This is a genomic window from Bradyrhizobium sp. ORS 375 (genome assembly GCF_000239775.1).
GTDB lineage: Bacteria > Pseudomonadota > Alphaproteobacteria > Rhizobiales > Xanthobacteraceae > Bradyrhizobium.
Map to the genome: position 1 here is coordinate 40,524 of NZ_CAFI01000470.1, position 15,775 is coordinate 56,298.

The window sequence follows — 15,775 nt, forward strand, 5'->3', positions numbered from 1 at the left end:
CTCTGGCAGATCGGAAAATTTAGTGTCGGTAGTGTCCTTTGGGTAGAGAAGCTTGAGTGCTTGATAATTCTGGTCGCCTAGCGGTTACGTTGATCTGCGTTTTCGAAGTCACAATCTTATTGAGAGAGAAAGTACCGGGCGCTTCTTGGTACCTTTGATTGATCGAACTGGCAATAATTCGGCAGAGTTTACTTGCTCATCGACTGCCGATACGCTGCACGTCGCTTTCACTAATCGGGTAGTCCCACCACCCGATATTGAACAGACGGCCGAGCTCATGCCCGCGCTCCAAGAGCCGCTTCTTCAGCTCGTCGACTGATGGCACACTCAACGTTTGCGCGAGTTCTGCAGCACGAGCTTTTCGCTCGGCGTCGAGCAGGAAACGCGGCACACCTTTCATATATAGGCTGCTCCATGGACGCCAAGCAAAGTGCGGCCCACGCTCCTCCGGAGCCAGCTCACCGCGCAAGAACAGAAAGAAGTCAGCAGCAATGAAATTCTCTTCCGGCACGATCGCGGCCAAGCTGCCAGACGAATGTCTTTCATGCAGCAGATCAGCGTGGACGGAAATCCTCTGACGCTGCTGGCTAGCTCCGCCGAGCATACCAGTGTGAGAGGAGGCATCGGACCATTCGCGATTGCCTGGACCGCCAGTTCTACGGTGATAGCGTACGGGTACCGGCTCTTGCAGCAGCTCCGCGATCAAGGCATATCGATTTTCACGCAGCAGGCACGCAAAGAGCGTGACCATGAGCTCATGACCCACGAACCGGAAGAAATCAAAGTCGGCTTCGCTGTACGTCCCGCTGCATCCCTCTGGCAGATGGTATCGCTCAAGAATATTGCCGAACCACCGATAGCATTCCAAAGCGGCCTCGGCGTCGTTCATTACAGCGACAACCTCGACGATCTTTGAAAACTCCAGTATCGGCTCTTGACTTTCGTTCAAGGCCTTCTCTAGTTCCTCGATCTTGCCACCCGCAGAAGCTTTCGTCGGATTCAAGGCATCTAACTGCTGCAGGATCGCCGCAAGGTTGCGGCGTAAGACGAGCATCCGATTTCCTTGCTGTGCTTCTATTGCTGCTACAGCCGCAAGAACCGCCGGTTCATCTTCGACTTGCGGAACTCCTGCGAGCGCTGCCCGCAGCGCGGCGTCCAACCGTTTGGAGAGATCAGAGCGAACAGTAGACTTCCCTGTTGCGTCCTCTGACACCTCATACGCGAGGATTCGACGCGTTCGGAGGTCGAATGGCAGATCCTCGATCGCACCATACGCTCGATTGAACACGAGGATGATCCGTTCGTAGCCGAGCGCTCTTAGGGCATATCCGAGTTCAATCAATACATTTGGATTGGGCGTCGGGCGCCCGCCTGCGACCTTGTTAATTATGGAAACGTCCACGACAACCACATCCGCAGCAGCGATCTTCGCGAAGATCGTTGCTGCGATATCGGGCGAACCGGCAACGCCCTCGGTATCGCGGTCGACAACCGGTTCCACCGCAACAGTGTCGTCACCCGCAATAGCGGCGGCTGCGAATTCAAGCGCCCGCTGGATAAAGCCGCGATTGGTGGAGTTCGGCAGATCCGACTGCCAAGAGTAAAATACGATTCGCCGCATGTACGTATATTGCCCGACTGCAAGCTTAAGCGCTACTTCGCGACCGACAGGCTCGACCTGCCCTCCTCCGACTGGCGAAATCGCGATATGTAGAAATTCTTTGCGCTATCTCGTCGTACCACTTGATAGGATCAGGCGAACGCACGGCGTCAGCTCTGCTTCTTTAGCCATTGAATGCGCGACGCAGTCACTAACGCAGGCTGCTGTTCGGCTGTCAGCCGCACGGCCTGCGGAAGGCGACCGTCCGTCGATTAGCGGAGGCTCGGGCGACGGCGAAGATGATCACGTCCGCCATTGGCCACACGACTCTTGCAGAGGCTGAGCGATGCACTGAGGAGGCTGATCAGGCGAGGCTCGCGGTCCATGCTCTGGCGCGCCTTGAAGGACACAAGGCGAACGACTTTCGTCAAAGGCAATCTGCCGATTTTGTAGAACCGCCCAAAAAGCCAAGAAAATCAATGGCGGTTGGGCAGAACTGGCGCTTCCTATGAGAATTGAACCCCTATTTCAGCGTTGAGAGTCAATCGAGGTGTAACGAACGATATCGATCGAGACGGTAAAACAGGAGCGATCGGGTCGCGGGGTCGGATCCAAGGTTGGTCATAGGCTGCTTGTCGCGAGGAAGCCTCCATAGCGCGAAATTTGGAAAGCGAAAGACGAAGACGGCAAGATCGTAGGAAGACGTTTGCGGGTCCGACAGATCAATCGAGCGAAGACCTACCTCGCGTCGAGATCAAAATTTCCCCAGACTAAAACCCAGACTAAATGAAAAATTTAGCATGGGCCATTTTAGGCCAAAGCAAAAAACCGACGATTATTGAAGAAGATAACTGGCGCGCCCGGAACGATTCGAACGTCCGACCCTCAGATTCGTAGTCTGATGCTCTATCCAGCTGAGCTACGGGCGCGTTTTTCGCTGTGGCGGGCTCCAGGCCTCGACGGCCGGATCCCGGAAGGCCGGAGCGGCAAATGCCGGCTGGCCTCGCGAAGGGCCTCTGACTAACGGCTCGGAGGCCACTTGGCAAGGCTGGAGCCAGACATTTTGCGAGCATTTTTCCGCAAGGGTTCAATGTCGGGCGGGTGGGCCAGGATCGCCAGTCCGGCGAGGTGCGACGAGGGCCCGGCCCGGATCCGCGGGATCGACAGGCGCGAGTGCGCCGGCTAGGCGCTGGCGCGCTCGGTCCAGAAGGTCTGCAGCTCGACCGGCCGATCGGGAATCGTGATCCGGAACGTGGCCCCCAATGTCCCCTCGACCAGCTGGATATCCCCGTCATGGGCGCGCACCAGCTCGGCGGCGATGGCGAGGCCCAGGCCCGAGCCGCCCGGCCGGCCGGCGCCGCGGAACGCCTCGAACAGGTGCTCCCGCACCTTCGCCGGCACCCCTGGCCCGGTATCCGACACCTCCAGGATGGTCACCGCGCCTTCGCGCCGGCCGGTAATGCGGATCTGGCGCACCCCGGCATCGGCCGCGAGGCTGTCCAGCGCCTGGGTGGCGTTGCGCACCAGATTGAGCAGCACGCGGAACAGCTGGTCCGGATCGGCGTCGATCTTCAACCCGCGCTCGATCGCGCTGATCCATGTGATCGAGGCGTCCGGCGCGAGCCCCGCGGTTTCCCGCACCTCGGCCACCACCTGCTCGACCCCGACCATGCGGCGGTCCGGCGCCGGCTCCTGCACCTTGCCGTAGGACAGCGTCGACTGACAGAAGGCGATGGCGCGCTCCAGCGAGCGCATCAGCTTCGGCGCGAAGCGCTGCACCCGCGGATCCGGCACGCTGGCGAGCTGATCCGACAACAGCTGCGACGAGGCCAGCAGGTTGCGCAGGTCGTGATTGATCTTGGACACCGCGAGGCCGAGCGCGGCGAGCCGGCTCTTCTGATGCAGCATCGAGACGAGATCGCGCTGCATGTCGGCGAGTTCGCGCTCGGCGACGCCGATCTCGTCGGAGCGCTGGCTCGGCACGATGATTCGCGCCGCGCTCTCCGGATTCTCGTGGAAGCCGACCAGGCTCGCGGTGAGGCGGCGCATCGGCCGCACGAACAGGAAATGCAGGGCGAAATACACCAGCGCCGCGGTCAGCATCGCCAGCAGCAGCGAGACGCCGAGCAGGTTGCGCGAAAAGCGGTACATCGCCTTGCGCAGCGGCTTCTCGTCGGTGACGACCTCGATGAACTGCGCGCGGCCCTGCGCCGGGCCGATCACGCGCATGGTGTGATCGCCGGTCTCGGTCATCATCTTCAGCGAGTTCACGATCGACGACCAGACGGTCATGTCGCGCATGTCGAAGTCATGATCGATCGACGCGGGCAGGTCGGCGCTGGCGAGCAGACGGCGCTGCTGGCCCATCTTGATCGCCACGCCCCTGGCATTGATCGAGGTGAGGATCTGGCGCGCCAGTGAATCCGGCACCATGCCGGAAGGCGCGGCGTCGAGCACCAGCGCGGCGGTGTTGGCCGCAGCGAGACGGTCGTTGAGCCGGTTGGTCCAGAAGTTCGCGATCGCCGGCACGTAGACCAGAACGGCCGCGATCATCACCAGGGGAATGGTCAGCAGCAACAGCTTCCCGGACAAGCCGAGCCGGCGCGACCGTTTCGGTCGCAGGCGCTCCAGAATCGGCTGGTTGTCGCTTTCCGTCACGTATCGCCCTTGTAAGAGACACCCCCACCCTTACGGGTGCGCAAGATGGGACTGCACCGGAGTCCCGTCAAATTACGGTTCGCTCATGTTACGGTTTCCAATCCGTTCAGAATGGAACCCAAACGCTCGCGATCCCCTCCGACATTTCTTCGAGATCGCCCCTCGTTGCGCGGTATCTTTTCTCTCGCGCTCCTCCGGGCTCCCCAATCCTGCGCTTCTTTGTTATCGCGGCCGACGCTGGCCTTGCGCGTGTTACCAGGACCTTGACGAGGCTCCGGCCGCTGCCGCGTCGTATCCCAGGCGACGCCTTGCCGCGATTGACGAAGCCAGGAGGCTCCCTTATAAGCCGCGCCAACCGTCCGCGATGACCCGGCCCGCCCGGGAGCGGCTCGATTTCTGGGCCGGCAGCGGTCCATTTTGGGCCCGAAAGCATCACCGGACATCAATCGACAATTCAAGCCGGCAAGTTGTCAACTGGCAAATTGCCCGTCAGCGGAGATCGACCGTGAAGCGGACCTATCAACCCAGCAAACTGGTGCGCAAGCGCCGTCACGGCTTCCGCGCCCGTCTCGCCACCACCGGCGGCCGCAAGGTTCTTGCCGCGCGTCGCGCCCGGGGCCGCAAGCGTCTCAGCGCCTGACGCCAGGGCGTCCGTCCCGGAGATTTCCATCATGGATCGGCTGCGGCAGCGGGCGGACTTCCTCGCCGTTGCCGATGGCGCGCGGGCGAACAGCCCTGCCTTCGTGGTCCAGCGCCGAGAGCGTGGCGATCAGGGCCCGGTCCGGATCGGCTTTACCGTCACCAAGAAGAATGGCACCGCCACGGAGCGTAATCGCATCCGTCGGCGGTTGCGCGAGCTTGTGAAGCGGCTCGATCCCCTGACGATGCGGCCGCACAGTGACTATGTGCTGGTCGGCCGGCGGGATGCGCTGTCACGCGATTTCCAAACCATGCTCGCCGACCTCCAGGCGACACTTCGCCGCCTCGACCGGCCGCAGGCCAAGCCGCAGCCGCACAAACCGTCGGATGCGAAACGGCGACACACTGCCGCGCCGGACGCGCATTCCCGTCAACCGGATCGAACGACGAGACGATAAGAAAAAACGATGACCGACAATCGCAACACCATCCTCGCCGTTCTTCTGTCCGGCCTCGTGCTGATCCTGTGGCAGGTCTTCTACAACGGACCGCAGATGGAGAAGCAGCGCGCCCAGGCCCAAATGCAGGCCGAGCTCGCCAAGAAGCAGGCTCCGGCCACCCAGCCCGACAGCACCGCGCCGTCCGCCACGCCGCAACCGAACGCCGCCGCCTCGGGCAGCCCGAGCGCGCCGGGCGGCGCAACGGCCACGGCCGCCGGTGTGGTGCCACGCGAGACCGCGATCGCCGCCAACCCGCGCGTCAAGATCGATACGCCGCGGCTGAGCGGCAGCATCTCGCTGAAGGGCGCGCGCATCGACGACCTCGCCTTCGTGCAGTATCGCGAGACGGTCGACCCCAAGTCGCCGGCGATCGTGCTGTTCTCGCCGTCGAACACCGCCGAGCCGTATTACGCCGAGTTCGGCTGGGTGAACGCCGCCGGCGCCAAGGTGCAGGTGCCCGACCAGAACACGGTGTGGCAGCAGGACGGCTCGAATGCGCTGACCCCGTCGACCCCTGTCAAGCTGACCTATACCAATGGCGATGGCCTGACCTTCCAGCGCACCATCAGCGTCGACGATCATTATCTCTTCACCATCAAGGACGACGTCACCAACGCCGGCAACGCGCCGGTCACGCTGTATCCCTACGGCCTGATCTCCCGCCACGGCACGCCGCACGTCTCCGGCTACTACATCCTGCACGAAGGCCTGATCGGCTATCTCGGCGAGAAGGGCCTGCAGGAGTTCACCTACAAGAAGATGGACGACGAGAAGGCGGCGAAGTTCGACGTCACCAATGGCTGGCTCGGCATCACCGACAAATATTGGGCGGCGGCGCTGCTGCCGATGACGGACGCCCGCCTGCAGGCGAACTACTCCTCGAAGCTGGTCGACAACCAGCACCGCTATCAGACCGACTATGTCGAGAACCCGCAGACCGTGCCGGCGGGCGGCTCGGCGAGCGTTTCGACCCGGCTGTTCGCCGGCGCCAAGGAGGCCGGCGTCGTCGGCATCAACTTCCCGCTCGGCGGGCTCGGCGGCTACAACCAGAAGCTCGGGCTGAACCATTTCGATCTGTTGATCGACTGGGGCTGGTTCTACTTCCTGACCAAGCCGATGTTCCTGGCGCTGGACTTCTTCTTCCGCTTCTTCGGCAATTTCGGCATCTCGATCCTCTTGGTGACGGTGCTGGTGAAGCTGCTGTTCTTCCCGCTGGCCAACAAGTCCTACGCGTCGATGGCCAAGATGAAGGCGATCCAACCGCAGCTGCAGGCGCTCAAGGAGCGCTATCCGGACGACCGGATGAAGCAGCAGCAGGAGATGATGGAGATCTACAAGAAGGAGAAGATCAACCCGGTCGCCGGCTGTCTGCCGGTCGTGCTGCAGATCCCGGTGTTCTTCTCGCTCTACAAGGTGCTGTTCGTCACCATCGAGATGCGGCACGCGCCGTTCTATGGCTGGATCAAGGACCTCTCCGCCCCGGATCCGACCAACCTGTTCACGCTGTTCGGCCTGATCCCGTTCGATCCGACCCAGCTGCCGCTGTTCGGTCACTACCTCGCGCTGGGCATCTGGCCGATCATCATGGGCATCACGATGTGGTTCCAGATGAAGCTGAACCCGACGCCGCCGGATCCGACCCAGGCGATGATCTTCAACTGGATGCCGCTGATCTTCACCTTCATGCTCGCGGGCTTCCCGGCCGGTCTCGTGATCTACTGGGCCTGGAACAACACGCTTTCGGTGCTGCAGCAGGGCTTCATCATGCATCGCAACGGCGTGAAGGTGGAGTTGTTCGACAACATCAAAGGCACGTTCAAGAAGAAGCCGGCGTGAGATGAGCGACGTCATCCCGGGACGATGCGGAGCATCGAACCCGGGATCTCGAGATTCCGGGTTCACGCTCCGCGTGCCCCGGAATGACAGCGGACAATAACAGCCGTCATTGCGAGTAGCGCGGCGATCCAGACCTGCCTTGTGACCCTGGATTGCTTCGCTCGCAATGGCGAGGCGAGAGCATTCATGACCACCAGCGCCGATGCGGATGAGCGCCTGATCGAGAAGGGCCGCAGGCTGTTCGCGCAGGCCTGGCGCTTCACCCATGCTTCGCCGTCGATCGCGAGCCTGCCGCCGATGTCCGGGCAGATCGAGATCGCGTTTGCCGGCCGCTCCAATGTCGGCAAATCCAGCCTGATCAATGCGCTGACCGGCCAGAACGCGCTGGCGCGCACCTCGCACACCCCGGGCCGCACCCAGGAGCTGATCTTCTTCGAAGGACCTGCGAACGCACCGCTGCGGCTGGTCGACATGCCCGGCTACGGCTACGCCGCCGCCGCCAAGACCAAGGTCGCGTCGTGGACCGAGCTGATCCACCAGTTCCTGCTCGGACGGTCCTCGCTCGCGCGCGTCTATGTGCTGATTGATGCCCGCCATGGACTGAAGGAGGTCGATCAGGACATTCTCAAGACGCTCGACAAATCCGCCGTCAGCTACCAGCTGGTGCTGACCAAAGCCGACCAGATCAAGTCCGCCGAGCTCGCGAGCCGCATCACCGAGACCGAAGCCGCGCTCGCCAGGCATCCGGCGGCATTCCCCCAGGTGCTGGCGACGTCGTCCCGCTCCGGCACCGGCATGCCCGAGCTGCGCGCCGCCATGGCGCGGCTGCTCGAGGAGCGCGGCGCATGACCGCGCTGTGGCGCATCCTGATCGCATGGGCTGGTCTGATGGGCGCCGCCGGCGTGGCGCTGGCGGCCAAGGCCGCGCATGATGCCGACGCATCGCGGCTCGCCACCGCCTCGACGATGCTCTTGTTCCACGCCTGCGCCCTGCTCGGCACCGTCGCACTGGCCGAGCGCGGCGTCGTTGCCAGGCGCATCGGGCTGATTGCGGCGATCAGCCTGGCGCTCGGTGCGGCTCTCTTCTCCGGCGATCTCATGATGCGGCAATTCGCCGGCGACCGGCTGTTTCCGTTCGCAGCGCCGACCGGCGGGATGCTGCAGATCGGCGGCTGGCTGGTGCTCGCCGTCGCTGCCGTGTGGCCGCGGCGGGCGTGATCCGGCGCTTTGCGCCGCGCCCGGCAATCGGATAGAACCGCGCGCGACGTTCCGACAGCCGAGATCCCCCAGACATGACCGACGCGACCACCATCAGCCCGCTCGATCAGGCCCGAATCCTGTCCGAAGCGCTCCCGCACATGCAGGAGTATGACGACGAAACCATCGTCATCAAATATGGCGGTCACGCCATGGGCGACGAGGACACCGCCAAGGCGTTCGCGCGCGACATCGTGCTGCTCGAGCAGACCGCGATCAATCCGGTGGTGGTGCACGGCGGCGGGCCGCAGATCGCGACCATGCTCAAGCGCCTCGGCATCGTCTCGGAATTCGCCGCCGGCTTGCGCATCACCGATGCCGCGACCATCGAGATCGTCGAGATGGTGCTGGCGGGCTCGATCAACAAGCAGCTGGTCGGCTACATCAACGAGGCCGGCGGCAAGGCGGTCGGCCTGTGCGGCAAGGACGGCAACATGGTGCGCGCGGTCAAGGCGACCCGCACCATGGTCGATCCCGACAGCCACATCGAGAAGGTCGTCGATCTCGGCTTTGTCGGCGAGCCCGATAAGGTCGACCTCACCCTGCTCAACCAGCTGATCGGTTATGAGCTGATCCCGATCCTCGCACCGCTGGCGACCTCGAAGGAAGGCCAGACCTTCAACGTCAATGCCGACACCTTCGCCGGCGCCGTCGCCGGTGCGCTCAAGGCCAAGCGGCTGCTGCTGCTCACCGACGTACCGGGCGTGCTCGACAAGTCGAAGAAGCTGATCCCGGAAATCTCGATCAAGGACGCGCGCAAGCTGATCGCCGACGGCACCATCTCCGGCGGCATGATCCCGAAGGTCGAGACCTGCATCTACGCGCTCGAACAGGGCGTGCAGGGCGTCGTGATCCTCGACGGCAAGGTGCCGCATGCGGTGCTGCTCGAGCTGTTCACCAACCAGGGCACGGGCACGCTGATCCACAAGTGACGGGCAGGGCCGCCATACGCTCAAGTCTCGTCATGCCCGGGCTTGACCCGGGCATCCATGACGCTGTTTGCGGTGGGGACAAGGACGTGGATGGCCGGGTCAAGCCCGGCCATGACGGCGGAGAGAGAGCTGGGTACCCAACATCTCTCCGAGCTCGTTTCGCAGTCTCCCTGGCTGCACTCCTTCTTCCGATTCTCGCCTCTGCCTCCCCCGCCCGCGCCGATCTCAAGCTCTGCAATCGCATGAGCTACGTCGTCGAGGCCGCGATCGGCATCGACGAGAAGGCGGCGACCGCGACGCGCGGCTGGTTCAGGCTCGATCCCGCCACCTGCCGGGTGGTGCTGCAGGGCACGATGACCGCGGATCGCATCCTGCTGCATGCGCGTGCGCTCAGCCTTTATGGCGCCTCGCCGATCGCCGAGAACGGCAATGATCAGCTGTGCGTGGCCGCGTCCGACAATTTCGTCATCGCCGCCGCGCGGCAGTGCCGCACCGGGCAGACGCCGGCGGCGTTCACGCAGGTGACGCCGACCAAGACCGACGACGGCACCCTGATCGCCTATCTCGCCGAGAGCGCCGAATATGACGACGAGCAGGCGCGGCTCGCCGGCATCCAGCGGCTGCTTGGGATTGCCGGCTATGACGCCTCGCCGATCGACGGCGTCGACGGGCCGAAAACGCAAGCCGCGCTCGCCGCGTTCCTGAAGAGCCGCGGGCTGGCGTCCGATGTCGTATCACAGCCGAGCTTCTTCGCCACGATGGTCGATGCCGTGCAGACTCCCTCTCCGGTGGGGCTCACCTGGTGCAACGACACGCCGCACAAGGTGATGGCGGCGGTCGGTACCGATGACGGCCGCACCGTGGTCAGCCGCGGCTGGTATCGCATCGATGCCGGCAAGTGCCTGCATCCCGACATCTCCGGCCAGCCGAAGAAGGTCTACAGCTTCGCCGAGGCCGTCGACGACGAGAACCGCACCATCAAGCTGAAGAACAAGCCGCTGAACTGGGGCGGCCTGGTGCAGCTCTGCACCCGCGAAAACAAATTCGAGACCACCGAGCAGGGCGATTGCCCGAGCCGCGGCTTCACCGCGACCGGCTTCACCGCCGTCGACATCACCCGCGGCGGCAAGACGCTGCGGTTTGCGTTGCCGTGATGGGCCTGTCGATGTCGCCCGCAACGCCGCCAAAAACTCCGCCGTCATCCCGGCGAACGCCGGGATCCATAACCACCGGACGTGGTGTGGGTCGCCGGCGTCGGCCATCGCGCCTCAGGATAGATTCCGCGATATGGGTCCCGGCGTTCGCCGGGACGACGACGGAGATTGACGCCCCAGCCGGGCCTGATGATGCCAGGCAGAATGGATCGAAGCAGACATGACAAAATCCCCGCGCGCCTTCGATCACGTCGACACCTGGGTGTTCGATCTCGACAACACGCTGTACCCGCATCACGTCAATCTGTGGCAGCAGGTCGATGCGCGGATCGGCGAGTTCGTCTCGAACTGGCTCAAGGTCGACGCTGCCGAGGCGCGGCGGATCCAGAAGGATTACTACAAGCGCTACGGCACCACGATGCGCGGCATGATGACCGAGCATGGCGTGCACGCCGACGACTTCCTCGCCTACGTGCACAAGATCGACCACTCGCCGCTGGAGCCGAATCCGGCGATGGGGGCTGCGATCGAGCAGCTGCCGGGGCGCAAGCTGATCCTGACCAACGGCTCGGTCGACCATGTCGACGCCGTGCTGGCGCGGCTCGGCATCGCCGGGCATTTCCATGGCGTGTTCGACATCAAGGCCGCCGAGCTGACGCCGAAGCCGGCGCGCGAGACCTACGACAAATTCTTGCGGCTGCACGACGTCGATCCGACCCGGGCGGCGATGTTCGAGGACCTCGCCCGCAACCTCGTGGTGCCGCACGACCTCGGCATGACCACCGTGCTGGTGGTGCCCGACGGCACCAAGGAGGTGGTGCGCGAGGACTGGGAGCTGTCAGGCCGCGATGATCCGCACGTCGATTATGTGACGGATGATCTGACCGGATTCTTGCAGCGGCTGATCTCCGCGTAGCCTGCTTGCGTCGTCGCGGACAAGCGACCGGCCGGCTACTCATGGGTCGCCACGGCGGTCCGCCAAATTCGGTGTCGTCCCGGGCTTGACCCGGGACCCATAACCACAGGCGGATGAGTGAGGCACGCAAGTGGCTCAGGATTTGCCCATCACATCTCCCTGTGGTTATGGGTCCCGGATCGGCGCTCGCGCGCGAGAGCCTTCGCATGAGCGGACAGCGTGGCGCTCCGCTTGTCCGGGACGACGGCGGTAGGTGCCTTGACTCGCCTGCCCCAAACTCCGAAAAAGCCGCCCTGCCCCCAGCTTCTACACGTCCATCCCGGTCGACCCGGGACCAAGCGAGGATCGACCGATGTCACTGTCCGCCCTGGAATCCACCATCAACAGCGCCTTCGACGCCCGTGACGGCATCTCGGCCTCGACCAAGGGCGAGGTGCGCGACGCCGTGGAGAGCGCGCTGGAACTGCTCGACAAGGGCGAGGCCCGCGTCGCCGAGCGCGCCACCGATGGCAAGTGGAGCGTCAATCAGTGGCTGAAGAAGGCCGTGCTGCTGTCGTTCCGGCTCAACGACATGAGCGTAATCCCCGGCGGCCCCGGCCAGGCATCGTGGTGGGACAAGGTGCCGTCAAAGTTCGAAGGCTGGGGCGAGAACCGCTTTCGCGACGCCGGCTTCCGCGCCGTGCCCGGCGCGATCGTGCGCCGCTCGGCCTTTATCGCGAAGAACGTCGTGCTGATGCCGTCCTTCGTCAATCTCGGCGCCTATGTCGACGAGGCCACCATGGTCGACACCTGGTCGACGGTCGGCTCCTGCGCCCAGATCGGCAAGCGCGTGCACATCTCCGGCGGCGTCGGCATCGGCGGCGTGCTGGAGCCGCTGCAGGCCGGCCCCGTCATCATCGAGGATGACTGCTTCATCGGCGCGCGTTCGGAAGTGGCCGAGGGCGTGATCGTGCGCAAGGGCGCGGTGCTGGCAATGGGCGTGTTCCTGGGCGCCTCGACCAAGATCGTCGACCGCGAGACCGGCGAGACCTTCGTCGGCGAGGTGCCGGAGTATGCGGTCGTGGTCCCCGGCGCGCTACCGGGCAAGCCGATGAAGAACGGCCAGATCGGCCCGAGCACGGCCTGCGCCGTGATCGTCAAGCGCGTCGACGAGCGCACCCGCTCGAAGACCTCGATCAACGAGCTGCTGCGCGACTGACGATCCGGGCTCGGGCGGCCGGACTAGCCGCCGCCCGAAGGCCCGTGGTAAGCGGAGGGCATGACCGATGCCCTCACCATCACCCGCGACCTGATCCGCTGTCCCTCCGTCACCCCGGCCGACGCCGGGGCGCTCGGCGTGCTCGAAGCCCTGCTGAAAGATGCGGGCTTCACGACGCACCGCGTGACCTTCTCCGAAGCGGGCACCGCCGACATCGACAATCTCTACGCCCGCATCGGCACAGAGGGGCCGCATATCACCTTCGCCGGCCATACCGACGTGGTGCCGCCCGGCGACGAGGCGGCGTGGAGCCTGCCTGCGTTCTCCGGCGAGGTGAAGGACGGCTACATCTACGGCCGCGGCGCGGTCGACATGAAGGGCGGCATCGCCTGCAGCGTCGCCGCGGCGCTCGACTATCTCCGGGACAATGGTGGACAGCCCAAGGGCTCGATCTCGTTCCTCATCACCGGCGACGAGGAGGACGTCTCGATCAACGGCACCATCAAGCTGCTGCAATGGGCGGCCGAGCGCGGCGAAAAGTTCGACCATTGCGTCCTCGGCGAGCCCTCCAACCAGGAGGTCATGGGCGACTGTATCAAGATCGGCCGCCGCGGCTCGCAATCGGGCACGCTGATCGTCGAAGGCAAGCAGGGCCACGTCGCCTATCCGCACCGCGCGTCAAACCCGGTGCCTGACATCTCGCGCCTGATCGTCGCGCTGTCGGACGAGCCGCTGGACACTGGCAGCGCGCAATTCCAGCCGTCGAATCTCGAATTCACCACCGTCGATGTCGGCAACACCGCGACCAACGTGATCGCCGGCCTGGCGCGGGCGAAGTTCAACATCCGCTACAATGACTGCCATACGCAGGAGTCGCTGCGCGCGCTGGTCGAGGCGCGGCTGGCGAAGGCCTGCGGCAACCGCATCCGCGCCCGCATCGACTGGCTGCCGTCGAACTCCAACGTGTTCCTGACCAAGCCAGGCCCGTTCACCGATCTCGCGGTGGCAGCCATCGCAGAGGTGACGGGGCGCAAGCCGGAGCTGTCCACCACCGGCGGCACCTCCGACGCGCGTTTCATCTCGAGCTACTGCCCGGTGATCGAGTTCGGCCTGGTCGGCCAGACCATGCACCAGATCGACGAGCGCGCCTCGGTGGCCGACATCGCGACCCTGACGAAAATCTATCGCGGCATTCTCGATCGCTATTTTGCGTAACGCTCCCTCCGCTCGTCATTGCGAGCGCGGCGAAGCAATCCAGGATGTCTCCGCGACGATGATCTTGATCGCGTCCCGATCGGAACTCTTCGTCAGTAGTCGACCTTGACGAGGTACAGCCCTTCCGGCGGCGCCACGACGCCGCAGGCGGCGCGGCTACGCGCAGCGAGCGCAGCGGCGAGATCATCGGCGCTCCAGCGGCCCTGCCCGACCCACACCAGCGAGCCGACCATCGAGCGCACCTGGCTGTGCAGGTAGGAGCGTGCGGACGTGAGGATGGTGATCGCATCACCGTCCCTGACGACGTCGAGCTGATCGAGCGTCTTCTCCGGCGACTTCGCCTGGCACTCGGTGTCGCGGAACGTCGTGAAATCGTGCTTGCCGATCAAGCGCTGCGCGGCGACGTGCATCGCGTCCGAGTCGAGCCGCTGCGGCACGCGCCAGACGCGTCCGACCTCCAGCGCGAGATTGGAGCGCCTATTGACGATGCGATAGCGATAGTGCCGCTTGCGCGCGGAGAAGCGCGCCTCGAAGGCGTCGGGCACGATCTCGGCGTCGAGCACCGCGACCGGATTCGGCCGCAGATGCGCGTTGAGCGCGTCGCGCAGCTTGTCTGGGCGGAACTCCTTGGCGATGTCGCAATGCGCGACCTGCCCCGTGGCGTGGACGCCGGCATCGGTGCGGCCGGAACCGTGCACGCGGGTGGCCACGCCACACGTGGCCTGAACGGCGGCTTCCAACGCGCCCTGCACCGACGGCAATGTCTCCTGCAGCTGCCAGCCGCAGAACGGCGCGCCGTCATATTCGATGGTGAGCTTGTAGCGGGGCATCGCCTCTACTGAGTTCGCCGTCATTGCCGGGCTTGACCCGGCAATCCATCCAGGGACGAAGCTTGTTCGCGAGATGGATGCGCGGGTCAAGCCCGCGCATGACGAGCTGTGGTGGTCAGCCGAAGCGCAGGCCCTGCGCGACAGGGGTGCCGCGGAGGAAATCCGCAGCCTTCATCGGGCCCTTGCCCGCGCGCTGAAGCTCGGTGACGCGGATGGCGCCGTCGGCACAGGCGATGGTGAGCTGGTCGTCAAGAACGCTGCCCGGCTCGCCCGTGCCGTCGGCCAGCGCGCAGCGCAGGATCTTCAGGCGCACCGTTTCGCCGTCGAGCGTGACCTCGCTCCAAGCGCCGGGGAACGGCGACAGGCCGTGGATATGGCGCAGCACGGCGTGCGCCGGCTTCGCCCAGTCGATCCGCGCCTCCGCCTTCTCGATCTTGGCGGCATAGGTAACGCCGTCCTCGGCCTGCCTGGTCAGCGTCAGCCCGCCGCGCTCCAGCGCCGACATGGCGCGCACCATCAGGTCGGCGCCGATGCGTGAGAGCTTGTCGTGCAGGTCGGAGGCGGTCATCGCATCCGTGATCGGCAACCGCTCGGCCATGGCGACGTCGCCGGTGTCGAGGCCGACATCCATCTTCATGACCATCACGCCGCTCTCGGCATCACCCGCCATGATGGCGCGATTGATCGGCGCGGCGCCGCGCCAGCGCGGCAGCAGTGAGGCGTGCAAATTGTAGCAGCCGAGCCTGGGCGCATCGAGGATCGCCTGGGGCAGGATCATGCCGTAGGCGACGACGACGGCGGCATCCGCCTCGTGCGCGCGGAATTCGGCCAATGCCTCCTCGGTCTTCAGCGTCTTCGGCGTGAGCACGGGGACGCCGAGCCGGCGCGCCTCGGTTTCGATCGGGGTCGGCACCAGCGCCAGACCACGGCGACCGCCGGGCTTCGGCGCGCGCGTGTAGACGGCCACGATCTCGTGGCCATGGCCGGCGAGTTCGAGCAGGGTCGGCACGGCGAAATCCGGCGTGCCCATGAAGATCAGGC

General features: G+C 64.8%; 14 protein-coding genes and 1 tRNA gene. 10 read left to right on the forward strand and 5 right to left on the reverse strand.

The annotated features are described in order from the left end of the window. Positions 1–196: 196 nt before the first annotated feature. The 3 genes from BRAO375_RS35825 to BRAO375_RS32285 all read right to left on the reverse strand — a co-directional run bounded on the left by BRAO375_RS35825 (position 197) and on the right by BRAO375_RS32285 (position 4,258). Entirely contained in the window at positions 197–1,621 is a 1,425-nt protein-coding gene (locus tag BRAO375_RS35825; protein ID WP_052536181.1) for a hypothetical protein, read from the reverse strand. Positions 1,622–2,452: 831 nt separating this feature from the next. Next, positions 2,453–2,529: transfer RNA gene (locus BRAO375_RS32280), tRNA-Arg, on the reverse strand. A 253-nt stretch (positions 2,530–2,782) separates the two neighbouring features. Then, positions 2,783–4,258 (reverse strand): sensor histidine kinase, encoded by a 1,476-nt coding sequence (locus tag BRAO375_RS32285; protein WP_009031639.1) that lies wholly within the window; start codon positions 4,256–4,258, stop codon positions 2,783–2,785. Positions 4,259–4,763: 505 nt separating this feature from the next. On the opposite strand from BRAO375_RS32285, the gene rpmH reads away from it, so the two are divergent. The 10 genes from rpmH to dapE all read left to right on the forward strand — a co-directional run bounded on the left by rpmH (position 4,764) and on the right by dapE (position 13,904). Next, entirely contained in the window at positions 4,764–4,898 is a 135-nt protein-coding gene (gene rpmH, locus BRAO375_RS36795; RefSeq protein ID WP_006609582.1) for a 50S ribosomal protein L34, read from the forward strand. A gap of 31 nt (positions 4,899–4,929) precedes the next feature. After that, positions 4,930–5,355 (forward strand): ribonuclease P protein component, encoded by a 426-nt coding sequence (gene rnpA, locus BRAO375_RS32295; protein ID WP_009031641.1) that lies wholly within the window; start codon positions 4,930–4,932, stop codon positions 5,353–5,355. 9 nt (positions 5,356–5,364) lie between these two features. Continuing rightward, complete coding sequence (gene yidC / locus BRAO375_RS32300) at positions 5,365–7,233, forward strand: membrane protein insertase YidC (protein ID WP_009031642.1); 1,869 nt, start codon at positions 5,365–5,367, stop codon at positions 7,231–7,233. Between the two features lie 186 nt (positions 7,234–7,419). Next, entirely contained in the window at positions 7,420–8,082 is a 663-nt protein-coding gene (yihA, locus tag BRAO375_RS32305; RefSeq protein ID WP_009031643.1) for a ribosome biogenesis GTP-binding protein YihA/YsxC, read from the forward strand. Further along, entirely contained in the window at positions 8,079–8,450 is a 372-nt protein-coding gene (locus BRAO375_RS32310; protein WP_009031644.1) for a DUF423 domain-containing protein, read from the forward strand. The genes yihA and BRAO375_RS32310 overlap by 4 nt, the downstream gene beginning before the upstream one ends. A 74-nt stretch (positions 8,451–8,524) precedes the next feature. Continuing rightward, entirely contained in the window at positions 8,525–9,421 is an 897-nt protein-coding gene (argB, locus tag BRAO375_RS32315; protein WP_009031645.1) for an acetylglutamate kinase, read from the forward strand. Between the two features lie 86 nt (positions 9,422–9,507). After that, on the forward strand, positions 9,508–10,575 hold the full coding sequence (locus BRAO375_RS32320; protein ID WP_009031646.1) for a DUF1036 domain-containing protein: 1,068 nt from the start codon (positions 9,508–9,510) through the stop codon (positions 10,573–10,575). Between the two features lie 220 nt (positions 10,576–10,795). Beyond that, positions 10,796–11,491, forward strand: a complete 696-nt coding sequence (locus tag BRAO375_RS32325) for a pyrimidine 5'-nucleotidase (protein WP_009031647.1) — start codon at positions 10,796–10,798, stop codon at positions 11,489–11,491. 352 nt (positions 11,492–11,843) lie between these two features. Further along, a complete protein-coding gene (gene dapD / locus BRAO375_RS32330) occupies positions 11,844–12,689 on the forward strand; it encodes a 2,3,4,5-tetrahydropyridine-2,6-dicarboxylate N-succinyltransferase (protein WP_009031648.1) in 846 nt (281 codons plus the stop codon). A gap of 60 nt (positions 12,690–12,749) precedes the next feature. After that, entirely contained in the window at positions 12,750–13,904 is a 1,155-nt protein-coding gene (dapE, locus tag BRAO375_RS32335) for a succinyl-diaminopimelate desuccinylase (protein WP_009031649.1), read from the forward strand. A 92-nt stretch (positions 13,905–13,996) separates the two neighbouring features. Here dapE and truA read toward each other — a convergent pair whose 3' ends face one another. Both truA and fmt read right to left on the reverse strand, forming a co-directional pair. Continuing rightward, entirely contained in the window at positions 13,997–14,734 is a 738-nt protein-coding gene (truA, locus tag BRAO375_RS32340; protein WP_009031650.1) for a tRNA pseudouridine(38-40) synthase TruA, read from the reverse strand. A 115-nt stretch (positions 14,735–14,849) separates the two neighbouring features. Further along, positions 14,850–15,773, reverse strand: a complete 924-nt coding sequence (fmt, locus tag BRAO375_RS32345) for a methionyl-tRNA formyltransferase (protein ID WP_244423396.1) — start codon at positions 15,771–15,773, stop codon at positions 14,850–14,852. Positions 15,774–15,775 lie beyond the last annotated feature (2 nt).